This window comes from Sediminibacterium sp. (genome assembly GCF_051860225.1).
GTDB lineage: Bacteria > Bacteroidota > Bacteroidia > Chitinophagales > Chitinophagaceae > Sediminibacterium.
In genome coordinates, this window is sequence record NZ_JBHYEI010000003.1 from 420,018 (window position 1) to 443,950 (window position 23,933).

A 23,933-nucleotide genomic window follows, 5' to 3' on the forward strand; every position below is an offset into this window, starting at 1 on the left:
GTAAAAACCCCCGAAATTTCGGGGGTTTTTTATTTAAGCAAGCAATCGTGTGTTTTCTATTACCACTTGTCTACTTCTTCTGTAGCAGTAGTATTCACAACTGGAGTTTCCGAACTAGCTGTGTTTGTAGGAGCTGAAGTGTATTCAGCAGCTTCTTCAGCAACAGATGGTGCAGCTACATCAGTTTGTTCTGGTGTATATTGATCACCATCACCTTCTCCTTCTGGATACTCATGGTTAAATGCATCAAAATCAAAGTCAGGCATTAAGTCTGTTTTCACAAAGTCTACCGCTTCGCCCAATGCTTTAATAAACTTGTTAAAATCTTCTTTGTACAGAAAGATTTTGTGACGGTCATAACCATTATTATCAAAGCGCTTACGGCTCTCAGTAATGGTTAAGAAATAATCATTGCCACGTGTTGATCTTACATCAAAAAAGTAAGTTCTTCTCTTTCCTGCACGGATGCGGGTGCTATACACACTCTCCATTTTTTTTTCGTTGTTCTCGTACGCCACAGTTTATTTATTTGGTTAACAGTTTGTTAATGAATAAAAATAGGAGTTGTTTCCGAATTACCAAAAAAAATGAAGAAATAATCAAACAAAATAATTAGCTTTTATTAAAGTTTGAACGTTGAACTATTGCCGATGGGAAGATTCTAATTGCAATTTATACAATTCAGCATAGTAGCCATTAATATCCATCAGTTGTTCATGGGTTCCTTGTTCAATAATTATTCCATCTTCAAGAACGATAATCTGATCAAATTTAAACCCAGCAAATATCCTATGTGTAATGATTAATGCTGTTTTTGCTTTTAAATATTCGTATAAATGTCCAATAATATGTTTTTCCGTTTTTGCATCTACGGCACTTAAACAGTCGTCAAATAAAACAATTTCTGGTTCTTTAATCAGGGATCGAGCAATTGAAATTCTTTGCTTTTGTCCGCCGCTTAATGTTACCCCTCTTTCGCCAATCAATGTTTCATATCCGTTTTCAAAACCCATGATCTCCTCATGAATACTTGCGTTTTTAGCTGCTTCTTGCACTCGCTCAATGGTTGTGTGTTCACTTACTCCAAAACGAATATTATTGGCTACCGTATCACTAAATAAAAACACATCTTGTTGTACATAACTGATACTGCTTCTCAATTGTTTTAAACTAAATAAGTGCAGCGGTTTAGATCCAATATAAATAGACCCTTTGTTTGGTTCATAAAATCTTAAAAGTAATTGTGCGAGTGTAGATTTGCCACTTCCCGTTTTACCTAAAATCAGTACTTTCTGTCCTCTTTCAATCCGCAAATTCAATTCTTGTAATGCTTTTATACCAGTATGCGGATAGGTGAAACTTACATTGTTAAATTCAATAGTTCCTGAAACAGGTTCCACTTCTAATATGGTTGGATGATCTTTTATTGCAGGTTCAATTTCTAAAAATTCATTCAATCTTTTCTGTGATGCTGCTGCTCTTTGTATCATACTTGCAGTCCATCCAATGGCACTTACCGGAAAGGTTAGCATATTAATGTATATAACAAACTCTACTATTGTACCCACTTTTGTTGGATCTTCCATTGCTTGCATACCCCCTATTAATATGGTAATTAGCGTACTTATTCCAATCATCAAGGCCATACTTGGAAAATACAATGCTTCTACTTTGGCCAAGCTAATGGCATTGGCTTTATATTTTTCGCTATTCTGATTAAAAAAGCCCAACATTGCTTTTTCTTGAACAAATGATTTGATCACCCTTATGCCTGAATAAGATTCTTGCGCGTTGGTTGTTAAAATGGATAAATTTTCCTGAATAGATTCACTTTTTTTATTGATAATGCTGTTAACCTTGTAAATAGTGATAGCTAATAAGGGGAGCGGGGCCAATACCAACAATGTCAGATTAATATCTTTGCTCAGCATATTCACTAGGCAAAATCCAATTAGTGTAACGAGGTTAATCAAGTACATGACTGCCGGACCTGTATACATTCTAACCCTACTCACGTCTTCCGAAATACGATTCATTAAATCGCCCGTGCTATTTTGTTTATAAAAAGCAGTATTCAAGCGCTGATACTGATTATATACTTCATTTTTTTGGTCAAATTCAATATGCCTACTCATTACAATAATAGTCTGTCGCATAAAAAACATAAGAATTCCCCTAATAATTGCGATAAGTAAAATACATAAGCTACAAATGGCAATCAACCAGCCAAAACTAAATTCAAAGCCATTGATTAGTTGGATAAAACTATTTACAATGCCGTCATGCGCATTATATGGCAGTGGAGGCTTAGCTCCTGGTAATTTTTGTTGTACGAGGCTAATAACGTATCCCGTTATCTGTGGTGCTAAAACCGCAAAGTAATTGGAGGTAATAACAAAGAAGATCCCAATAAAGAAACGCTTACGATACTTCCAGAAATAATGATTTAACGATGCCAGTTCTTTCAATCCAATCAAAATTATTTTTACAAATATAACCTTGTATTAAAATAAGTTTTGGATAAAAAAAAATCAGCCCTTACTTTTGCCGCGGAGAGCTGGCAGAGTGGTCGATTGCGGCAGTCTTGAAAACTGTTGACTGTAACAGGTCCGGGGGTTCGAATCCCTCGCTCTCCGCCAAAACAAACAGATGTCCAGCCATAGGCTGGCATTTTTGTTTTAGGGAGCGAGCAAAGCTTGCTTTGCAGAGCGAACTAAATAAAAATGAAAGTGAGCGGTGTGGCGAAGCTAATTTCCTGCTTTCATTATAGTGCTGGCTTCTAAATCTTCATATTGATCAATCAATTCTGCCAATTGCTTTTTCAAATTTGCCGTGATTTTTTCAAATCCTTTTTGTCCATAAATATTGGTCATTTCACTAGGATCTTTTTCCAAATCAAACAGTTCCCAACCACTTACACGCGTATAAAATCGAATTAATTTATAACGCCCCGTACTTATACCAAAATGAGGCGAAACGGCATGTTCCCCATTTTCATAATAGTGATAATACATAGCATTTCTTCCCTTTTTAAAAGTGCCTTTAACAAGAGGCAAAAATGATTTCCCCTGCATATCGCTAGGTACCTTAATGCCTGCAGCATCTAGTAATGTAGGACCAAGGTCTAAGTTCATCACCATTTGGTCATTTATCGTTCCCGATTTTATAACACCCGGATATCGCATTACCATGGGTGTTCTAAAAGATTCTTCATACATGAATCTTTTGTCGAACCAACCATGTTCGCCCATGTAAAATCCTTGATCGCTAACATAAATAACAATAGTATTGTTAGACAACTGATGTTTGTCCAAATAATCCAACGTGCGGCCAATATTTCTATCTAAAGAGGCAGCAGTAGCTAAATAATCTTGCATATAGCGTTGGTATTTCCATTCAATCAAAGCTTTACCACTTAAATTTTTCGATTTTAAATCAAGATTTACTGAATCATAAAATGCCATATAAGCTTGCCTTTGGGTTGACGTCATTCTTTTAATTGACAATTCTTTGCTTTCCTCCTCCTTATTTTCAAACATTTTTAAGTCATACCCCATGCGCATCGTTTTGTCAATTGTCATGTCTTGCACCGCAGCGGCAGCCCGTGTTTCATAACTGTCGTAAAAGTTAGCAGGAAGAGGAATCGTAGTTTGATTAAACATCCGTAAATCCTTTATATCTGGCATCCAAGTACGATGGGTATTTTTATGTCCAATCACCAAACAAAAAGGTTGGCTTGTATCTCTTTCGTTTAGCCATTTTTCAGCAGCATCTTCTACCACATCAGCTACATAGCCTTCCACTTGTTTTCTTTCTCCATTCATCAACAAAAAATCTGGATTAAAATAGCTGCCCTGTCCAGGCAGAACTTGCCAATAAGAAAATCCTTGTGGGTTGGTTTGTAAATGCCATTTACCTATCCAAGCAGTTTGATATCCTGTATTTGTTAATTCTTTAATGAATGTATTTTGTGACCCATCAAAACTAGAATTGGCATTGTCTTTAAAACCATTTTTATGACTGTATTTTCCCGTTAAAATTACCGCTCTACTTGGCCCACAAATACTATTGGTAACATAAGCTTTATCAAAACGAACCCCATTTTTAGCAATACGATCTATATTAGGTGTTTGCATGAACTTACTACCATAAGCGCTAATAGTTTGATAAGAATGGTCGTCTGAAATGATTAATACAATATTGGGGCGTTGGGCATTGGTTGATAATACGAATAAGGTCAATATTCCTAATAAAATTAGATTTTTCATATGCAGTTGTTAAGATTTGAAGCTACTGAATTGCCCCTAATTTTATCCCACTTTTACTTTAATGACCATTTTTTTAATTGCCCCTTCTCCTATCATGGGTGCATGCACATCATTGGGGAAATAGATCGCGAAATGACCTGGCCTCAATTCAAAAAATAGTTCAGGAGAATCCTCATAAAATAATACATCTTTTTCTGTACTGTATTCACCCCGAGGCATCAAACAATTAGAACGAGACTTCCATCCTACTCGTTCTACCCCTTCATATACAATTTGAATATCTATATAAGTATTATGGCATTCGAAATAATCGGTAGATTCCTTTTCACTGACCAATTGATCGTGTATGATGATGGCTTGAATTTCTTCGCCATCCCATTTAATTTCTCCGGGTGCTAAAGCCTCATAATCAAATGCTGCAAAACATTCCATCACTTTTGCAAATCTTGGATGAAGTGTAACATACGAGTGTAAGCGATCAATGGAATCTAAAATCATAATTTATCTCATTAAATAAATACTTCCCGATAATAAGGGTTCTCCATTTCCTCTATTGATGATATAGTAATATACCCCAATGGGTACATCTTTACCTTGAAATTTTCCATCCCAACCTTCAAAATAGGGCTTTGATTGATACATTATTTGACCAGCTCGATTAAAAATCGTTAACTCCGAATTAGGATAGGTTTCTAATCCCCCAACCAGCCAAATGTCATGGATGCCATCTCCATTAGGCGAAAAAGAATTGGGTGGGCTTAAACTTACAAATACCCTGACCTGAACAGTATCTTGTACAATTGAGCATCCATTAATACCAAAAGCCATCAAAGAATAAGTTGTGGTATTGATTGGATTGACCAAAGGGGTTAAACTGCTTGGATTTTGCATGTTGAATACAGGGAACCAAGTAAATCCACTATTTTGGCCGGTTATACTCCCCAATAATGTTGTATTGCTTCCTTTAAGGATTGTCCTATTAGGGCCTGCTTCAACTATTGGTGGTTTTATTACATAAACAGGAATGTTGATTGAATCAAAACAACCTACTATATCTCTAAATACTAGTTGATATTGAGTTGTATCAGTTGGTTTAGCTCTTAATACACTATTTGTGCTCAATATTGCTCTTGTATTATTATACCATTCAAACTGATAAGTTCCAAGAGCATTTAAAAGCAAACTATCTCCCAAACAAATAATATTATTTCCATTGTACGATCCGTTGATTGCTTTAAAGGTTTTCACCAATATTGTATCGCTTGCAGAGCATCCTTCTGTGGTTATTGCTCTTACGATATATGTACCTGAATCTCCTGATCGAATACTAGGTAGTGTTGGATTTTTTACATTCGATGCAAATCCATTTGGTCCAGTCCACTGATAAGTAAGATTTCCCCCAGATCCAGAGGCACCAATTAAATCAACTTTGCCTCCAATACATTGATTGATTGTTTGGTTGCCAATTCTTGGCGCGCTATTATTAATTTGAATAGTTATCGGTAGGGATGCAGTTTTACAAGAAGCTACTCCTGCGTATATTGACTCACTCGCTAATAATCGGTATTGAAACCTTCCTACAGCACTAGGTATTCTCGTATAGCTTGAACTATTGGCTCCAGTAATATCTGACCAGGTAGCGCCCAAATTAGTACTGATTTGCCATTGAAAGCTCGGATTGATATAGCCTGAACCAATACTCATATTCAAAAGAATATTGGATTGGCTATCAAAGCAACTGTTTTTTGAAAAGCCTAGCACCCCATCAATACTGGCACTCATTGATGGACCACATGGTCTAAATGTAATATCATCAATTGCCAAATCATTTCCACAACCGATTCCAGCATTGTTGGTGATTTTGAGTACAACGGATGAAGCGGTTATAGGTGGCTTAAATGAGAAACCATACTGCTTAAAAGTTAATTGAGCATCTTCTCCAATATTACCTGTATTGTAAGTCGCCAATACATCTCCATTTGTTGTTTCAATAGTAAAAGTTAAATTAGGCTTAGTGCCAGTTCCACTACAACTAGAGGGCTTTAATACATTGGCTACCCATGCCCCAAATTCATAAGTGGTATTACCACAAAGTCCAGTAATGGTTTCAACATAAAATACACTTGGCGCATTGGTTGCATTCACCAACATGAATCTTCCTTCTTCGTCTCCAGTATGGTCTTTGGTGATATCATGCCAAGTGCTACCCCAACATCCAAAGGCTGAATTGGTAATTGCATAATTGCCATCTATCGGACAACCTGTTACATATCCTAAATTGGTAATCCCTGGTCTTAAAGGTCCGGCAAGTGTGTTTTTATTGCCGAATGTGATATTTACCACAGGGTCGCCGAGTGTGCCAGTGCAAAGTTGAGATTGCGCACTAGATAAAATGGATAACAATAAAAAAAGGAAAAGATATCTCACACTTAAAACTTCAGTCTGTAAAATACAGAATCCTTTTAACTATTAGCTAGCTGGTTCGGGTAATTTCTCAACAGGTATTAAATCTGCCAATTCAACGTTAATGGGCAATGCGCCTATTTGAACAATTGCACGTTTTCCTCGGATTTCTTTTACTTCTCCTACTTGATAGTTTTTCTTCAGTTTCACTAGTGTTCCTAATGTGATTAATGTATTTAGTTCCTTATATTTTTTATCAACTTTTTTGGCTAATTTATTTACTACGATAGTCTCTTTTTGTTTGAATAACAAATTTTGTAAGTTCTTAACTACCTCATTCTTATTTTCTGACTTTTTCCAATCAAGCACAATTTGCTTTAGTTTGCGCTCCATATCTTTTAAATACTGCAATCGCTCTTCTGTAATTTTATTTTGGTTTTTAAGCAATTCAACTTGTTGTAAATGGCGCTCCTTATTCATTACCTGCTCCATTTCTTTTTTCAATCGTTCATTTTCTTTCATTAATCGATTGAGTTCTTTCTTCTCTTTTTCTAGATGTTGCAAATCTTGTTCTGTTCGATTGAGTAATCTGTCTAATTTAAAATGATCTTCTTCTACCAATTTCCTAGCCCGACTAATCAAGTGTTTGGGTAAGCCAATTCTTTCTGCAATAGCAAATGTGTATGAGCTACCTGGTTTGCCAATGATTAATTTATACATTGGTTGAAGATTTACTTCGTCAAACTGCATGGCACCATTTAAAATTCCTTGCGTGTGGTTCGCCATTACTTTTAAGTTCAAGTAGTGAGTTGTAACTACACCAAATGAATGTTTACGACCTAATTCTTCCATAATCACTTCTGCAAAAGCTCCGCCCAGATTAGGGTCTGAACCACTTCCTAATTCGTCAATAAAGAAAAGTGTTTTACCATTGGCATTCTCCATAAAATGCTTCATATGCATTAAATGGCTTGAGTAAGTACTTAATTCAAATTGTAAACTTTGCGTATCGCCAATATGTATATAAAGTTGCTTAAAAATACCCATTTGAGAATCTGGATGTACAGGAACTAACAATCCACTTTGTAACATCATTTGGTTAAGCCCGATGGTTTTCATGGTTACTGTTTTACCACCGGCATTCGGACCACTAATTACGAGTATTCTATTTTTATCGTCTAAATGAATGGATACAGGAATGGTTTTTTTACCTGACTCCTTGTTGTATAAAAATAGTAAAGGGTGATATGCTTCAATCAATTGGACTACTGCTTTGTCAATTACATTGGGTAATTGTGCATTCATATTCATTGCCAGTTTTGCTTTGGCTCGTATAAAATCATACTCTCCTATGATATGAATATATTGTTGGAGTAGCGGTGCGTATACCGATAATCGAGTAGTTAAAGCGCGTAATATCTTCTGAACTTCTTTGATCTCTTCGTTTTCTAAAGCAAATACATCGTTATTTAATTCTATAGTTTCTTCTGGTTCTATAAATGCCGTTTTGCGACTATCGCTTTCTCCATGTAAAATTCCTTTCACCTGTCTTTTGTATTCAGAGAAAACGGCTACTACCCTTCTTCCGTTGCTAAAACTTTCGTCAATATCTGCAGTGTATCCTGCTTTGGCCATTTTTTGAACCATTTTTTCAAAAACCCGCCTTAGCTCATTCCTTTTTTTATAAAGGCTCATCCGAATTTTTTGTAATTCAGGGGATGCATTATCTAGCACTACTCCTGAATCGTCTAAAACTTCATTAATAAGTTCTACTATGAGCTTTTCGTAATAGCTATCGCTTAAAACCTGTGTTAGTGCTGGAAAAGCCATTCGGCGTTCATTATCAAACCAACGAAAAATGGTGCCCATATTTTCTGTTAGTTTTTTAATCATCATCCATTGTTCTCCCACCAATAATGCACCAGGTATAGACAATAGTTTGATGTCTTTACTAATATTAGCTGTAAAGTCAGAGGGGAAATATTGTTGTTGTAAAAGAATGAGTTTGTACTCGTAAGCCTGTCTTAGTTCTCTGTCTATGAAATCTTTGCGGGTATGAATGCGCAATTGACTGGCTTTGTTTTTAGAATAATCGGTATTGCATAGGGCCGCCAACAATTCTTTTATCTTGTCAAATTCTAATTGTGTTAAAGCCGATTCGGGATATAATCGCATCATAAAAGCCAGTTTCTGAGCGCAAAGTTACATTGTGCCCAATAATTAAAATGAATAACTCGGAACTGGCTGTTTTTGTTTGGAAGGGAACAAGACATTAATTGAATAAAATACAAAAGAAATTTGCATGAGTATCTGGGCTCCTAAAATAATATAAGTTGCCATTGTTGCTTCCATCCAAAGTTTACTTGCTGGAACATCAAATACTGATTCACTTCTTTTGGGTGAAGCCCCTTGGATAACTTGATACGTAAACATCAACGCAATTAGAAGAAAAATCGAAAGGGCTACATGCAATATATTCACCAAAATATGTCCTTTATCTTGGTCTCGCATGAAACGGTGCATCAGATAAGGAATTAAGAAAATCGGAATATGAAAAACTAAAATATTGGTGCTAAGGATAAAAGGCACCGAAACTCCAAAATACGGATCAATACTGAGCGCATCATAGAAATGGTATAAGGCAAAGAATAGCATCAGTGGCATGGCCAGCAGTAGCGACTCTAAGCGCAGAGACATATATTTCCAGAATTGAGATTGAAAGCTCATAGAATTTTAGGGTATGACATATTAGGGTATCACAAATTTAACTTAAATTATCAATTTTTAATCTATATTGTCTCTATCATGGGCCTATTTGCCTCCAAAAAGTTGATATTTCAACAAAAATACCAATCGGTTTGTAGTATAATCAAATTGCCAATTATTAGATAATGAAAAAATATTATTCAATTGCATTTGCTTTTTCGATTCTGTTATTTTCTTGTGCAGCTGCAGAAGATTCAAACAAACCAATAATTAGCAAACAAATAAATCCTAAAATGATGAATACCATTACTGATACTGCAACATTTGGAGAGGGTTGTTTCTGGTGTACAGAGGCATTTTTCCAGCGTTTAAAAGGAGTTAAAGAAGTTATCAGTGGATATGGAGGCGGTTTTATTGAAAATCCGACATATGAGCAGGTTTGTGATAAAAATACTGGACATATTGAATTAGCTAGAATTGTTTATGATCCCAAGGTTATTTCTTATGATGAACTTTTAGAAGTGTTTTGGAAAACACATGACCCAACTACCATGGATCAGCAAGGAAATGATATTGGACCTCAATATCGATCTGCTATTTTTTATCATAACCTAGAACAAAAGCAAAAAGCAGAAAAATATAAGGCTGAATTAGATAAAAGTGGTGCTTGGTCTAAACCAATTGTAACGATTATTGAACCGTTCAAAAACTTTTATCCAGCCGAAAATTATCACCAGAATTATTATAATAATAATCAAAATCAAGGGTATTGCCGATTTGTTATAGCCCCTAAATTGGAAAAATTTCAAAAAGTGTTTAAAGACAAATTGAAGAAGCAGTAAAGATTCTTTTCTGAATATGCTACATTTAGCAAATGAATAGAAATCCTTTGCTAAAAATCTGTTTGATCCTTTTGATGCCCTTTGCTACGATGGCTCAAAAATCTAACAAACCCCAATTTACTAAGGCTGATACATTAAGGGGATCCATTACCCCAGAAAGAGCCTGGTGGAATTTACAACACTATGATATTCAGGTGCGCCCTAACTTGGTAAATAAGGCCATTGAAGGGTCGGTAAAGATACAATTCAAAATTATCAGACAGGGCAAACGGATGCAAATTGATTTGCAACAGCCTCTGTTGATTGATAGTGTTTTTTATTTAGGGAAAAAGCGTCAGTCACTCAATTATACTAGAGAAGCCAATGTGGCTATGATCAATATGCCTTTTGGAATGAAGGCCAATACGGAGGGATTGGTGCAGATTTATTATCATGGAGTTCCTAGGGAAGCAATAAGGGCTCCTTGGGATGGTGGTATTAGTTGGACAAAAGATGAGTTGGGTAACCCATTTGTGGCAACTTCATGCCAAGGTTTGGGAGCCAGTGTATGGTGGCCCTGTAAAGACCACCAGTATGATGAGCCTGAAAAAGGCGTAACCATTTCGGTAAGGGTACCAGATAGTTTAATGAATGTTTCTAATGGAAGATTAATCAATACCATTCAACACGAGGATGCTACTAAAACTTGGGTATGGCAGGTTAAAGAACCCATCAATAATTATAGTGTAAGTATGAATATTGGAAAATATATTCATTTAAAAGATGAGTTTGTTGGTGAAGGGGGTAAACTCGATTTGAATTATTATATATTACCCCAAAATAAGGAAGAAGCAGAAAGGCAGTTTGCACAAGTAAAACCAATGTTAAAATGTTTTGAACATTGGTTTGGAAAATATCCTTTTTACCAAGATGGATTTAAATTAGTTGAAGTCCCTTATTTGGGTATGGAACACCAAAGTAATGTCGCCTATGGAAACAAATATATGAATGGTTATTTAGGAAGAGACTTATCAGGAACTGGTTGGGGATTAAAGTGGGATTTTATTGTTGTTCATGAAAGTGGGCATGAATGGTTTGGAAATAATATTACATCTAAGGATATAGCTGATATGTGGATTCATGAAGGCTTTACCAATTATTCTGAAACATTGTTTACTGAATGGCTAAGTGGAAAAGAAGCAGGTTCAGCTTATAATAAAGGTGCTAGAAAAAATATCCGAAATGATAAGCCTATTTTGGGTGTCTATAATGTCCATAATACTGGTAGTGGAGATATGTATCCAAAGGCTTCTGCCATGTTGCATAGCATTCGAATGAGTATGAATAATGATGAAAAATTAAGACAGCTGTTAAGACACTTGAATAAAAAATTCTATCATCAAATTGTTACCACTCCAATGATAGAAAAAGAAATCTCTTTGTATGCAGGCTATTCAGTAAAGGGAATTTTTGCGCAATATTTAACAACCACTCAAGTCCCCTCTTTTGATTACATATCGTCTATGGATGGCAAGACGTTGAAGTATCGCTATTCAAATGCTGTAAAAGATTTTTATCTTCCTTTACAAATTAAAGCAGGCAAGGAAGTTTTAGTTTTAAAACCAAAAGTAGATCAATGGCAAACCATTCAATTAACTCCTTCGCAAATCGATAATTTGAATTTAGAAAAAATTGAGAACTATTATTACATAAATATCAACGGTAGAAAAGAAGTACAGATTAAAATGAATTAGTGCGCATGGGAACCATTCGGAAGCAAACAATTATTTCTAGTTTATTAGTCTATATAGGATTCTTAATAGGCGCCATTAATATGTATATTTATACAAAGGATGGTTCATTTACTTTAGAGCAGTTTGCACTCACCAGAATATTTTTTGATTTTGCCCAGAATATGTATGCCTTTGGGGCATTAGGCGTAATACCTGTTATCTATAAATTTTATCCTTATTATAAAGATAATTTAGAAAAGCATAAAATTGATTTAATGACTTGGGGCATGCTAGCGGCATTGCTTGGATTCATTTTAGTTTTATTGGCTGGATGGTATTTTAGGCCAGTATTTGAAGCCCAGTTTTATGAAAAGTCTAAGTTGATAGTAGACTATTATTATTTAATGTTTCCCTTTGCCTTAGGGATGTTGTTTTTTTCTGTACTAGAAGGATTTTGTTGGGCATTACAAAAAACTGTATTCTCTAATTTTTTAAAGGAGACAGGTTTAAGAATATTTACTAGTGTATTAATTGCATTGTATTATTTTAAGTTAATCCCCTTTGAATCATTTATCTTCTTTTTTGCTTTTTTATATTTATTGATTTTTGTAATTCTCGCCACTTATTTGTACTCAACCCAACAGCTACATTTTCCTACTACAATCAGTAGGGTTACTAAAAAATTTTGGAAGAAAATGCTGGGGATGCAGGTGTTAATTTATAGCGGTACTGTGATAGCTTCTATTGCAGCAACAATTGATAGTTTTATCATTGCTAAATTTCAAGGGTTGGCCGTTGTGGGAGTTTTTGGATTGGCTCAATATGCAGCCAATTTAATTCAAGTGCCACAACGTAGTATACAAGCAATTTCTGCAGGCGTACTTTCACGTGCATGGAAGGATAAAGACTTAAATGAAATCAAGAGAATTTATAAACGATCTTGTATTAATTTGTTAATCATGGCTTTATTCATTTTCGGCAATCTTTGGTTAAATGTGGCTGATGGAATGCGCGTTTTACATATTCAAAAAGAGTATGAAGCGGGATTGGGTACTATTTTTATTCTAAGTATGGTAAGAATTATTGATGCAGGAACAGGATTGAATGCAATGGTGATTAATACTTCTACTTATTGGAAATTTGATTTTATTAGTGGGGTTATCTTATTGGCTTTTAGATTGCCTCTTACCTATTATTTAATCATGCACTATGGTATTATAGGTTCTGCATTCGCAGAATTATTCGCTTACAGCTTTTATAATTTTATTCGCTTCGAATTTTTAAGGCAAAAATTTAAGATGCAACCTTTTGATGTAAAAACAATTCTTGCCTTAGGAGTTGCTATAGGTGCTTTTGGTATTAGCTATTTTATTTTTCAAAATATGCATGGTTGGGCTGGTATAGTCTCACGTAGTGTATTATTTTCAGGGTTAATGATAGTAGCTATATTTAAATTAAAACTAACCCCAGATGCAGGACAGTTGTACCATAATTTCATTCAACGGTTCAAGAAATAGTTAACGCATTCTTCCTCCACCCCTAAACTTGGGATTCCAATATTTATCTCCCAAGTCAGTAATGGTTACACCTTGTGAAGTAGATGCGTGTAAAAATTTATTGTTTCTTATATAAATCCCAACATGAGAAATTCCTCTTCCTCCTGTATTAAAAAAAACCAAATCACCTTCTTGTAATTCATCAATGGCAATTGGTTGCATCATATTAAATTGCTCTTGTGAAGTTCGAGGCAACTGGATATTATATACTTCTTTCATGATTACTTGTGTGAATGCCGAACAGTCAATACAGTTCATTGTGCTTCCGCCAATACAATAACGGGTTCCCCACCATTTATCCATCAATTCCAATAATGGAATATTGGTTAATTCTTCTGCTGGCAAATCCATTATGATAGCATATTTGATTTGCAACCAATTGGCTTTTTCAAGCTCCGCTTTTGAGGGAGGATTTCCGCCACTTGTATTCCACTTTTTATTGGCAGTTGTAGCGGTACTAGTGGTCTTGTGTTTGGTGGTTGTAACAGTACCCAGGGTTACTTCAATCCCATTAATAAAGGTTCTTTTTTCGTTAGAATATACTTTGGTCGACGGTTTTTTGGCAGATTGATCCTTATGAACAATATTCCTAACCGTATTACAACTGCTAATTATAATGAGTAACAATATTAAATTGATATATGATTTACATTTCATACGGCCTGCAATTTAACTCCTTTATGCTAATGTGGAAAATTGCAGCTTTGTAATGGCTATACAATGACCGAACTTTGTCAATTATTATTGAATTATGTCGCAGTTTTCTCACTTACATGTACACACACAATATTCACTACTTGATGGGGCAGCACCCATTGATGAGTTGTATAAAAAAGCAGCGGCTAATAATATGCCAGCATTGGCAATAACAGATCATGGAAATATGTTTGGTGCTTTTGACTTTGTAAGTCAAGCATGGAAAAATACTAAGGTAGTTGGCAAAGATGCTAACGGGAAAGATATTTTAGAACCAGTGGTAAAGCCAATTGTAGGTTGTGAATTTTATGTGGTTAAGGATCGACATATTAAAACATTTACAAAAGATTCAAAAGACAATAGATTTCATCAGGTATTGTTGGCTAAAAACGCAATTGGTTATCAAAATCTAGTAAAACTTACTTCTCTCGGATATATTGAAGGAATGTATAGTAAATATCCTAGAATTGATAAAGAATTGATCACTCAATACCATGAAGGATTAATTGCAACTACTTGTTGTATTGGAGCTTATGTACCGCAAACTATATTAAACCATGGTGAAGAAAAAGCGGAACAAGAATTTAAATGGTGGTTAGATTTATTTGGAGAAGACTATTATATTGAAATTCAAAGGCATAATATAAAGGAGCAGGAACTAATCAATAATACCCTTCTCAAGTTTTCTAAAAAATACAATGTGCCCGTCATTGCAACCAATGATAGTCATTATGTAGACCAAGATGATGCCAATGCGCATGATATTTTATTATGTATTAACACAGGTGAAAAACAAAGCACTCCTGGTTTTGATGACTTTGTTAATGATGAAGTACAAATCAAAAATCGTCGCTTCAAATTTCCTAACGATCAATTCTATTTTAAGACCCAAGATGAAATGGCCAAGCTATTTCATGATATTCCTGAGTCATTAGATAATACCAATCGCATTGTAGACAAAGTAGAGGTTTTGAATTTAAAAAAGGATATACTCCTCCCCGCCTTCCCTATTCCCAAAGAATTTCAAATTCATACAGATGCCAATTTAAATCAATGGGAACTATTAAAGCATTTGACTTATGAAGGAGCTAAACATCGATACAATGAGATTACTCCTGAAATTCAAGAACGCATAGACTTTGAATTGTTTACGATCAAAACCATGGGTTTTGCCGGTTACTTCTTAATTGTAAGTGATTTCATAAAAGCTGGTAGAGATATGGGGGTATTTATTGGCCCCGGTCGTGGATCTGCAGCAGGTTCGGTTGTTGCATTCTGTATTGGAATTACCAATATTGATCCTATTAAATACAATTTACTATTCGAGCGTTTTTTAAATCCGGATCGTAAGAGCATGCCCGATATTGATACGGATTTTGACGACGAGGGCCGCCAGAAAGTAATCGATTATGTGGTGCAGAAATATGGTAAGAGTCAGGTAGCGCAAATTGTTACTTACGGCACGATGGCTGCTAAAATGAGCATTAAAGATGTTGCTCGAGTATTGGATTTGCCATTGGCAGAAAGTAATATGCTGGCCAAGTTGGTACCCGATAAACCTGGAACAGAATTAGCAAGGGTTCTAAAGGCCCCCCTCACCATAAAAGAGGGCCCTAAATCATTAGAAGAAAAAGAAGGGTATCAGCAAGAAGATATAGATAATGTAAAAAAACTGAGAGAAATTTATAAAGGCTCTGACATTCGTGCTCAGGTATTAAGAGAAGCTGAACGACTTGAAGGATCGGTACGAAATACGGGTATACATGCAGCAGGAATCATTATTGCACCAAGAGATTTAACCGATTTAATTCCAGTAGCAACAGCTAAGGATTCCGATTTATGGGTTACCCAAATTGAAGGAAGTATTATTGAAGATGCGGGCGTAATTAAAATGGACTTCTTGGGTTTAAAAACCCTTTCGATATTAAAGACCGCTTTAGAATTAATTAAATTAAATCATGGGGTAACCATTGATTTAGACACCATTCCATTGGATGACGAAAAAACCTTTCAATTATACCAGAGTGGACAAACCAATGGAACATTCCAGTTTGAAAGTGTGGGTATGCAAAAATACCTTCGAGAATTAAAGCCCGATCATTTTAATGATTTGATTGCAATGAATGCCCTGTACAGACCAGGGCCAATAGCTTATATTCCCAATTTCATTGATCGAAAACATGGTAGAGAAGCCATCAGCTATGATATTGATGAAATGAAGGAATACCTAAGCGATACCTACGGTATTACTGTTTACCAAGAGCAAGTAATGTTGTTGAGCCAAAGTTTAGCAGGCTTCTCAAAAGGAGATGCCGATGTGTTGCGTAAAGCAATGGGTAAAAAGCAAAAATCGGTACTCGATAAAATGAAAGCACAGTTTATTTCTGGTGCAACAGCCAAGGGGCATCCAGCCGATAAACTAGAAAAAATTTGGACCGATTGGGAAGCGTTTGCTCAATACGCATTTAATAAATCGCACTCTACCTGTTATGCTTTTGTTGCCTACCAAACAGCTTATTTAAAAGCACATTATCCAGGAGAATACATGTCGGCAGTATTGAACCACCAAGGAAATATTGAGAAGATTACATTCTTTATGGAGGAGTGTAAACGCATGGGTATAAAGGTTCTTGGGCCAGACATCAATGAATCACTCAAAGGCTTTGCAGTAAATGCTAAGGGAGAAATACGATTTGGTTTGGGGGGATTAAAGGGCGTGGGTGAAATGGCCATCGAATCAATCATCACAGAGCGCCAAAAGAACGGCCCCTATTTGGATATTTTTGATTTTGTTCAAAGAGTGCTACAAAAGTCGGTCAACAAAAAATCACTAGAAAGTTTAGTGTATTCAGGTGCATTTGATTGTTTTCCTGAATTGCATCGGGCGCAATATTTTAATACAGTAGACGGAGAAAGAGTTAATGGATTAGAAAAAATTGTGAACTATGGACAAGTTCAACAGAGTTTAAGCTCTGGTACAACTAATACCCTATTTGGTGATTTGCCTGGTGCCATGCATGTTCCCAAACCCAAAATAGCTCCTTGTGAGCCTTGGACATTAACTGAGTTATTGAATTATGAAAAAGAAGTAACTGGTATGTTCATGAGTGGACATCCTTTAGATCATTTCAAGTTCGAATTAATGCACTACGAGATTACCAGTATTGCCATATTTAATGAAATCAAAGATGCTTTAACTGAAGGTGCAAGTTTAGGTAAAATGTATCGTATAGCAGGATTAGTAACCGATGTGCAGCATCGTATGACCAAGACGGGTAAGAATTTTGGATCTTTCGTAATTGAAGATTATAGCGGGAAGACAGAATATATGTTGTGGAGTGAAGATTATATAAAATATAAGGACTATTTAGAAAAAGGGCAGAATATTCTGTTAAATGGATATTTTAGGAATCGTTATAATCAACCCAATTTATTTGAATTCAAAATTAGCAGTATGTCTTTGCTAGAAACAGCAAAGCAACAGTTGACCCGCTCTGTGGAAATTAATATGCACCCTTCTGCAGTAAATTCAGAAATGGTTCGTTTTATTGAAAATAATTTAAAGCGTTTTCCCGGAAAAAGTACCCTACGCATCAATATTATGGAGCCTAAGGAAAATTTAAAAATCAGTATGTATACGATTGAACGTGGTTTTCAGATGAATGAGGAAATGGCTGAATACCTGATGAATAACTTAGATGTTGATGTGAAAGTAGGCCTGGTTGGGTAATTGGTGTTTTTTACTGCCCCAATGGCAGCATAATCAGCCAAAACAAACTAATCACATTGGTGGAAAAGTCAAAAGAGCAGTTCCATGGCTTTGGTAGTAAATTTGATTAAAATAAACATATAAAACAATAAATATGGCATTAGAATTAACAGACGCGAATTTCCAAGCAACCGTATTGGATAGCGATAAATTAACTGTGGTAGATTTCTGGGCAGAATGGTGTGGACCATGTAGAGCAATCGGACCAGTTATTGAAGAACTATCTAAAGAGTATGATGGTAAAATCAATGTTGGCAAAGTTAACGTAGATCATAACCCTAATTTGAGTGTGAACTACGGTATAACTTCAATCCCTGCTATCTTATTTATAAAAGGCGGTCAAATTGTTGACAAACAAATTGGAGCTGTTCCAAAATCAGTTTTAGATAAAAAAATTCAAGCACACATGTAGTGATTCCGTATCTTTCAAACCTAATCTATTACTAACTGATTGTATATGGAAAGGTTTCAAGGAATTATTGGGATTGTACTGATACTGGGCATTGCATTTTTGTTTTCTAATAACAAGCGAAGAATTAACTTCAGACTAGTTTTCAGCGGAATATTACTACAAATTTTTATTGCAGTAATGGTGTTGAAAGTTCCCCCTGTCACCCGCTTTTTTCAGATGCTCGGTCATGGGATGGAAAAAATTGAACGGTTTGCAAGAGAAGGCGTAGCTTTTGTTTACAGTGGCATCATGGTAAATGCACCAGATGGAGTAAAGAATTTTAGTCAAGGTGGTTTTGTATTTGCATTTAGTGTTACTGCAACCATTATTTTGGTTTGTGTATTAGTAGCCATCTTATATCATTTTGGGGTAATGCAGTTTATTGTATCTGTAATTGCCAAAGCCATGAATTTTATCATGCGCGTAAGCGGAGCCGAAGCACTCAGTAATGTTGCTTCGGCTTTTGTTGGTCAAGTAGAAGCACAGGTAATGATACGTCCCTATTTAAGTACCATGACCAAAAGTGAATTACTCGCTAGTATGAGTGGTAGCTTGGCTTGTATTGCAGGTGGTATTTTGATTGTTTACGCCAATATGGGAGCCAAAGCCGAATATTTACTTACTGCTAGTTTAATGGCCGCACCAGGGGCGTTGGTTATTTCTAAAATCGTTTTTCCAGAAACAGAAGAGTCCCAAACTATGGGCAAAGTAAAGCTGGAAGTAAAAAGCCCATATAGCAATATTATTGATGCAATTTCTCATGGAGCCAGTGATGGTATGAAAATAGCATTGAATGTAATTGCTATGTTGATTGGATTTATTGCATTGATTGCATTAATTAACTACTGTATTGGTTTAATTATACCTGGAGTTACTTTAGATGTCATTTTTAGTAAAATATTTTATCCGATGACTTGGGCAATGGGTGTTCCTCAAGTAGATATAGCCAATGCGGCTTCTTTGTTGGGGCAAAAATTAACCATTAATGAGTTTGTGGCATTTAATAATTTAACTACCAAAGCTATTCCTATTGTTTCTGAAAAAGGATTATTAATTGTAAGTATTGCTATTTGTGGTTTTGCCAATTTTAGTAGTGTAGGTATGCAAATCGGCGGAATTGGAGAGTTGGCGCCTACTCGTAGGGCAGATTTAGCTAAGTTAGGATTGAGAGCATTGCTTTGCGGAACACTCGCTTCATATTTATCTGCAACAATTGCAGGTATTCTGATGTTCTAATAGTGTAAATTTGCACAAAATTTGGAGCCATGAATACAGCATCAGTTAAGGTATTGGTAGACGCCGAGAAAAATCAACAATTACAATCCATTGGATACAAAATATTAAACAAAGAGCGCATTAGTTTTGAAGAAGGTGTTGCTTTATTTGAACATGCCACTCTTCCTTTTGTGGGTGCCCTTGCTAATTGGGTAAGAGAACAAAAACACGGACACAAAACTTATTTTAATAGAAATTTTCACATAGAACCTACTAATGTTTGTGTTTTCTCTTGTGCATTCTGCTCCTATTCTAAACTATATGCAAATCGTGAGGAAGGCTGGGAATTAAGCATAGAGCAAATGATGCATATTGTTAAAAGTTACGATGGCAAGCCAGTAACAGAAGTGCATATTGTTGGAGGGGTACATCCTAAAATGAATATGGAATTCTTCTTAGAATTACTGCGAACAATCAAAGCCCATCGCCCTGAATTACATATAAAAGCATTTACCCCGGTTGAGTTAGATTATATGTTCAGAAAGGCCAAAGTGTCTGTAGCTGAAGGAATGCGTTTAGCGCATGAAGCTGGATTAGATTCATTACCAGGTGGGGGCGCTGAAATTTTTCATCCGGACATCCGCAAAAAAATCTGTGAAGACAAAGTGGATGCTGATGGATGGTTGGCTATACATAAGGCAGCTCATGAATTAGGCATGCACAGCAATGCTACGCTACTCTATGGTCATATTGAATCTTATTGGCATCGTATACATCATATGGATCGTTTGCGCAGCTTACAAGACGAAACAGGTGGGTTCAATACCTTTATTCCGCTTAAGTTTCGCAACAAAGACAATGATATGAGCAATGTTGAAGAAAGTACCATTGTGGAAGACATGAAAATGTATGCAGTTTCCAGATTGTATTTAGACAATTTCAACCATATTAAAGCTTATTGGCCAATGTTGGGAAGAAAAAATGCCCAATTAACTTTATCGTTTGGGGTGAATGATATTGATGGTACCATTGATGATACTACCAAAATTTATGCAATGGCTGGTAGCGAAGAACAAACACCAACCATGAGTACTGCCGACTTGGTTCAATTAATCAAACAGGTAAGACGACAACCAATTGAACGTGGGACCTTATACAATGAAATTAAGGATTACAGCGATGCTATTTTAGATACGTTTTAATAAAAGTATCGAAGTCTGGGAGAGATTTATCTTCATACACTTGTATGAATTGTTTAAACTGCATATATCCATATATAAAGGGATCTTCTGTTGCTTTCTGATAATTGGCAGTATAAAAATCTTCCATGGTGCTTCCTGCAGGAATTGGGTTGGGTAATTTTGCCCATACCTTTTTGGCCACTTCATAACAGTCCTTTAGTTCTTTTGCCTTGCCATGTTTCTTCCACCAAAGCATTCCAACTATATTAGCAAAATATTCTTCTTGATAAGATCCTTTTAAATTTCCTTTTGTTATATGTTCTAAAGCATGCCCTAATTCATGTGGTAAATAAAAACCATTAAAGAATAGTCTAAACATATCTTTTCCAGCAGCTTCACTTCCAGCTACTTGATAAAAAAATTGTTTTTGAGGTTCTATCACTTGATCCCACTTGGGTAAGTTGGCAGTTCTTTCACCATTTTCACCCCAATAAAAAATCAAATAAGGAGTAGTATTGAGTACTGTGTTAACTGAAAAAGTAATACTTGGTTTTATTTTTTGAATGTCATTTGTAAAAGTTGCTGTTATTGCTTTACCATCATTAACTAATGAAGTTGAATCTTCGTATAATTTAAACCATTGATTCTGTGCAAAGGCAAAATGAGCGCTTAAAGTAAATAAAATTAATACTATGCTATTTTTCATGAGGGACAATTTAAACTAATGCGTTCAAGAAAATAGATTAGTATAAATAAATTAATCATTTTTAAATGTACCAAAATGCCAAAGTATACCCGAAGGGTCGTGCACAAAACACTCTTTTCCCCAATCTAAAGTTTTGGGTGGAACTAAACGAACCATCGGATATTTATGCGTTAAATTTAAGGAGAGTAGCTCAGCCCAAAAATCATCTACGTTTTCTACTTCCACAAAAACCATGGTATTGTCTACCCAATCTTTAACGTAAGCATCCTGTAAGTAAAACGAAATACTTAGGTAATGGAATACACTTAAATTAGGGGAAATGATATGTTCTTTAAATCCTAAGTCTTTATAAAATTCACGACTAAGATCAAAATGCTTGGCACCAAAAAAAGGACGTATTGAGATTGGTTTCATTTTGTTTTTTATAAACGAATTCCTACTTGATAACCTTGTTCAATTGCTCTTTTTGCATCTAGATCTCCGGCTTCTAACGCTCCTCCAATTAAATGGACATTGGTATGATTTACTTTTAAAGAATGATACAATTGGTTATTAGAAACCTGGCCTGCACAAATAACAACATTGTCTACATCAAGCACTTGTGGGACACCTGCAACCTTAATGTGAAATCCATCCTGGTCTATTTTTTCATAACTTACTTCTGCAATCATTTTCACTTTTTTCATCTTTAATGCTGCACGATGAATCCATCCGGTTGTTTTACCTAAACCCTCTCCCAGCTTGCCTTTTGAACGTTGTAATAAATAAACTTCTCTTGGAGATTTTGTTGAATGGTTTTTTTGTAATGCACCTCTTACCGTATAATTCATATCTACCCCCCATTCTGCCATAAATGTTGGAATGGTATTACTTTCTTCATTGGTTAAAAATTCGGCAACATCAAAACCAATTCCGCCAGCTCCTATAATGGCCACTTTTTTACCTACTGGTTTTTTATGCAGTACAACATCTGTATAGGTCAATACTTTCGGATCATTTATTCCTTCAATGGTTAAAGTTCTACCGCTCACACCTGTTGAAACAACTACTTCATCAAAATCAGTTGCTTGCTCTTCTTTAAAAACACTATTCAAATGAATTTGTACTTTATGCAATTCCATCTGCTTTTTATAGTATCGCAATGTTTCTATAAATTCTTCTTTACCAGAGATTTCTTTAGCAATATTAAACTGCCCTCCAATTACCGATTGTGCTTCATACAAATGCACTTCATGTCCGCGTTGCGCCAAAGTAACGGATGCGGAAAGCCCTGCAGGCCCTGCTCCTACAACTGCAATTTTCTTTTTAGTTGTTGCTGGTAAAACGATTGTTGATAATTCTTTACATGCTCTAGGGTTCACTAAACAACTGGCTGTTTTTCTTTCGAATACATGATCTAAACAAGCTTGATTACAGGCAATGCAAGTATTGATTTCATCAGTTCTTCCTTCAAAGGCCTTTTTAGGAAATTCAGGATCTGCTAAAAAAGGTCTGGCCATCGAAACCATATTGGCATGACCATCTGCTAAAATTTTTTCAGCCACATCGGGCATATTGATTCTGTTGGTAGTAATTAATGGAATAGATAATTTACCCATCAATCTTTTGGTAACCCAACTAAATCCTCCCCTCGGAACCATGGTTGCAATGGTAGGAACCCTTGCTTCATGCCAACCTATTCCTGTATTAATAAGAGTAGCCCCTGCTTTTTCAATGGCTTTTGCCAACTGTTCTACTTCTTCCCAACTAGAGCCATCTTCCACCAAATCCAACATCGACAATCTATAAATGATGATGAAATTTTTACCAACTGCTTCTCTAGTTTGGCGAACTATTTCTATCGGAAATTTAATTCTGTTTTCATAAGATCCTCCCCATTCATCCGTTCTTTGATTGGTTTTTGAAACGATAAATTGATTGATCAAATATCCTTCAGACCCCATAATTTCAACACCATCGTATCCAGCTTCTTGAGCCAATTTTGCACAGTTTACAAAATCATTGATGGTGCGCTTTATTCCACCACTGCTTAGTTTCCAAGGTTTGAAAGGAGAAATGGGAGATTTAATAGCAGATGGGGCAACACATATGGGATGATAGCCATACCTGCCTGTATGTAAAATTTGCATGCATATTTTGCCCCCTTCTGCATGCACGGCTTCTGTAATTAATCGATGTTGTTTAGCTTCTGATCTTGTGGACAGTTTACTTCCAAAAGGAGATGTCCATCCTGCTCTATTAGGGGCTACCCCACCAGTTACTATCAATCCAACCCCACCCTTGGCTCTCTCGGCAAAATAGGCTGCTTGTTTGGCAAAACCATTTTTACTTTCTTCTAAACCAGTGTGCATCGATCCCATCAGGATCCTATTCTTTAGTGTTGTAAAACCTAAATCTAAGGGCTCAAATAAATGTGGGTAATTCATGA

Annotated in this window: 18 protein-coding genes and 1 tRNA gene; 8 read left to right on the forward strand and 11 right to left on the reverse strand. The window is 35.8% G+C overall.

Features of this window, described 5'->3' with window-relative positions:
• Window positions 1–59 precede the first annotated feature (59 nt).
• A complete protein-coding gene (locus ACTIEI_RS12445) occupies window positions 60–518 on the reverse strand; it encodes a DUF3276 family protein (protein ID WP_439506620.1) in 459 nt (152 codons plus the stop codon).
• 123 nt (window positions 519–641) lie between these two features.
• Window positions 642–2,468, reverse strand: coding sequence for an ABC transporter ATP-binding protein (locus ACTIEI_RS12450; protein ID WP_439506621.1), 1,827 nt, complete (start codon window positions 2,466–2,468; stop codon window positions 642–644).
• Between the two features lie 83 nt (window positions 2,469–2,551).
• Here ACTIEI_RS12450 and ACTIEI_RS12455 point away from each other — a divergent pair.
• Window positions 2,552–2,639 (forward strand) — tRNA-Ser (locus ACTIEI_RS12455).
• A gap of 108 nt (window positions 2,640–2,747) precedes the next feature.
• Here the strand turns inward: ACTIEI_RS12455 and ACTIEI_RS12460 are convergent.
• From ACTIEI_RS12460 to ACTIEI_RS12480, 5 genes are read right to left on the reverse strand one after another with little or no spacing between them, the layout of a single operon-like run.
• Window positions 2,748–4,268 carry a sulfatase family protein gene (locus ACTIEI_RS12460; RefSeq protein WP_439506622.1) on the reverse strand — a complete coding sequence of 507 codons (1,521 nt, stop codon included), beginning with the start codon at window positions 4,266–4,268 and terminating at the stop codon, window positions 2,748–2,750.
• A 42-nt stretch (window positions 4,269–4,310) separates the two neighbouring features.
• Window positions 4,311–4,766, reverse strand: a complete 456-nt coding sequence (locus ACTIEI_RS12465) for a YhcH/YjgK/YiaL family protein (RefSeq protein WP_439506623.1) — start codon at window positions 4,764–4,766, stop codon at window positions 4,311–4,313.
• A gap of 3 nt (window positions 4,767–4,769) precedes the next feature.
• Window positions 4,770–6,695, reverse strand: coding sequence for a gliding motility-associated C-terminal domain-containing protein (locus ACTIEI_RS12470; protein WP_439506624.1), 1,926 nt, complete (start codon window positions 6,693–6,695; stop codon window positions 4,770–4,772).
• A 42-nt stretch (window positions 6,696–6,737) separates the two neighbouring features.
• Window positions 6,738–8,846 (reverse strand): endonuclease MutS2, encoded by a 2,109-nt coding sequence (locus ACTIEI_RS12475; RefSeq protein WP_439506715.1) that lies wholly within the window; start codon window positions 8,844–8,846, stop codon window positions 6,738–6,740.
• A gap of 45 nt (window positions 8,847–8,891) precedes the next feature.
• Window positions 8,892–9,368, reverse strand: coding sequence for a hypothetical protein (locus ACTIEI_RS12480; RefSeq protein WP_439506625.1), 477 nt, complete (start codon window positions 9,366–9,368; stop codon window positions 8,892–8,894).
• Between the two features lie 194 nt (window positions 9,369–9,562).
• Here ACTIEI_RS12480 and msrA point away from each other — a divergent pair, with 194 nt between their 5' ends.
• The 3 genes from msrA to ACTIEI_RS12495 are packed head-to-tail and all read left to right on the forward strand — an operon-like array spanning window position 9,563 to window position 13,448.
• Window positions 9,563–10,219 (forward strand): peptide-methionine (S)-S-oxide reductase MsrA, encoded by a 657-nt coding sequence (gene msrA / locus ACTIEI_RS12485; RefSeq protein ID WP_439506626.1) that lies wholly within the window; start codon window positions 9,563–9,565, stop codon window positions 10,217–10,219.
• 32 nt (window positions 10,220–10,251) lie between these two features.
• On the forward strand, window positions 10,252–11,952 hold the full coding sequence (locus tag ACTIEI_RS12490) for a M1 family metallopeptidase (protein WP_439506627.1): 1,701 nt from the start codon (window positions 10,252–10,254) through the stop codon (window positions 11,950–11,952).
• A gap of 5 nt (window positions 11,953–11,957) precedes the next feature.
• Window positions 11,958–13,448 (forward strand): lipopolysaccharide biosynthesis protein, encoded by a 1,491-nt coding sequence (locus tag ACTIEI_RS12495; protein ID WP_439506628.1) that lies wholly within the window; start codon window positions 11,958–11,960, stop codon window positions 13,446–13,448.
• Here ACTIEI_RS12495 and ACTIEI_RS12500 read toward each other — a convergent pair whose 3' ends face one another.
• On the reverse strand, window positions 13,449–14,144 hold the full coding sequence (locus ACTIEI_RS12500; protein WP_439506629.1) for a C40 family peptidase: 696 nt from the start codon (window positions 14,142–14,144) through the stop codon (window positions 13,449–13,451).
• A 94-nt stretch (window positions 14,145–14,238) separates the two neighbouring features.
• On the opposite strand from ACTIEI_RS12500, the gene dnaE reads away from it, so the two are divergent.
• The 4 genes from dnaE to mqnE all read left to right on the forward strand — a co-directional run bounded on the left by dnaE (window position 14,239) and on the right by mqnE (window position 20,820).
• Window positions 14,239–17,913, forward strand: a complete 3,675-nt coding sequence (gene dnaE / locus ACTIEI_RS12505; RefSeq protein WP_439506630.1) for a DNA polymerase III subunit alpha — start codon at window positions 14,239–14,241, stop codon at window positions 17,911–17,913.
• 133 nt (window positions 17,914–18,046) lie between these two features.
• Complete coding sequence (gene trxA / locus ACTIEI_RS12510) at window positions 18,047–18,364, forward strand: thioredoxin (protein ID WP_439506631.1); 318 nt, start codon at window positions 18,047–18,049, stop codon at window positions 18,362–18,364.
• Between the two features lie 45 nt (window positions 18,365–18,409).
• Complete coding sequence (locus ACTIEI_RS12515; protein ID WP_439506632.1) at window positions 18,410–19,639, forward strand: NupC/NupG family nucleoside CNT transporter; 1,230 nt, start codon at window positions 18,410–18,412, stop codon at window positions 19,637–19,639.
• Between the two features lie 29 nt (window positions 19,640–19,668).
• A complete protein-coding gene (gene mqnE / locus ACTIEI_RS12520) occupies window positions 19,669–20,820 on the forward strand; it encodes an aminofutalosine synthase MqnE (RefSeq protein WP_439506633.1) in 1,152 nt (383 codons plus the stop codon).
• On the opposite strand, the gene ACTIEI_RS12525 is transcribed toward mqnE, so the two are convergent.
• The 3 genes from ACTIEI_RS12525 to ACTIEI_RS12535 are packed head-to-tail and all read right to left on the reverse strand — an operon-like array spanning window position 20,801 to window position 23,931.
• Window positions 20,801–21,505, reverse strand: coding sequence for a hypothetical protein (locus tag ACTIEI_RS12525; protein WP_439506634.1), 705 nt, complete (start codon window positions 21,503–21,505; stop codon window positions 20,801–20,803). The two genes, mqnE and ACTIEI_RS12525, sit on opposite strands and share 20 nt — an antisense overlap.
• Before the next feature lie 51 nt (window positions 21,506–21,556).
• On the reverse strand, window positions 21,557–21,919 hold the full coding sequence (locus ACTIEI_RS12530) for a glyoxalase (protein WP_439506635.1): 363 nt from the start codon (window positions 21,917–21,919) through the stop codon (window positions 21,557–21,559).
• An 8-nt stretch (window positions 21,920–21,927) separates the two neighbouring features.
• On the reverse strand, window positions 21,928–23,931 hold the full coding sequence (locus ACTIEI_RS12535; RefSeq protein WP_439506636.1) for an FAD-dependent oxidoreductase: 2,004 nt from the start codon (window positions 23,929–23,931) through the stop codon (window positions 21,928–21,930).
• Window positions 23,932–23,933 lie beyond the last annotated feature (2 nt).

Coding starts and splice junctions, on each gene's coding strand:
- ACTIEI_RS12460 (WP_439506622.1), bottom strand. CDS start 4,268: ATGAAAAATCTAATTTTATTAGGAATATTGACCTTATTCGTATTATCA.
- ACTIEI_RS12465 (WP_439506623.1), bottom strand. CDS start 4,766: ATGATTTTAGATTCCATTGATCGCTTACACTCGTATGTTACACTTCAT.
- ACTIEI_RS12475 (WP_439506715.1), bottom strand. CDS start 8,846: ATGCGATTATATCCCGAATCGGCTTTAACACAATTAGAATTTGACAAG.
- ACTIEI_RS12480 (WP_439506625.1), bottom strand. CDS start 9,368: ATGTCTCTGCGCTTAGAGTCGCTACTGCTGGCCATGCCACTGATGCTA.
- msrA (WP_439506626.1), top strand. CDS start 9,563: ATGAAAAAATATTATTCAATTGCATTTGCTTTTTCGATTCTGTTATTT.
- ACTIEI_RS12490 (WP_439506627.1), top strand. CDS start 10,252: ATGAATAGAAATCCTTTGCTAAAAATCTGTTTGATCCTTTTGATGCCC.
- ACTIEI_RS12495 (WP_439506628.1), top strand. CDS start 11,958: ATGGGAACCATTCGGAAGCAAACAATTATTTCTAGTTTATTAGTCTAT.
- ACTIEI_RS12500 (WP_439506629.1), bottom strand. CDS start 14,144: ATGAAATGTAAATCATATATCAATTTAATATTGTTACTCATTATAATT.
- dnaE (WP_439506630.1), top strand. CDS start 14,239: ATGTCGCAGTTTTCTCACTTACATGTACACACACAATATTCACTACTT.
- trxA (WP_439506631.1), top strand. CDS start 18,047: ATGGCATTAGAATTAACAGACGCGAATTTCCAAGCAACCGTATTGGAT.
- ACTIEI_RS12515 (WP_439506632.1), top strand. CDS start 18,410: ATGGAAAGGTTTCAAGGAATTATTGGGATTGTACTGATACTGGGCATT.
- mqnE (WP_439506633.1), top strand. CDS start 19,669: ATGAATACAGCATCAGTTAAGGTATTGGTAGACGCCGAGAAAAATCAA.
- ACTIEI_RS12525 (WP_439506634.1), bottom strand. CDS start 21,505: ATGAAAAATAGCATAGTATTAATTTTATTTACTTTAAGCGCTCATTTT.
- ACTIEI_RS12530 (WP_439506635.1), bottom strand. CDS start 21,919: ATGAAACCAATCTCAATACGTCCTTTTTTTGGTGCCAAGCATTTTGAT.
- ACTIEI_RS12535 (WP_439506636.1), bottom strand. CDS start 23,931: ATGAATTACCCACATTTATTTGAGCCCTTAGATTTAGGTTTTACAACA.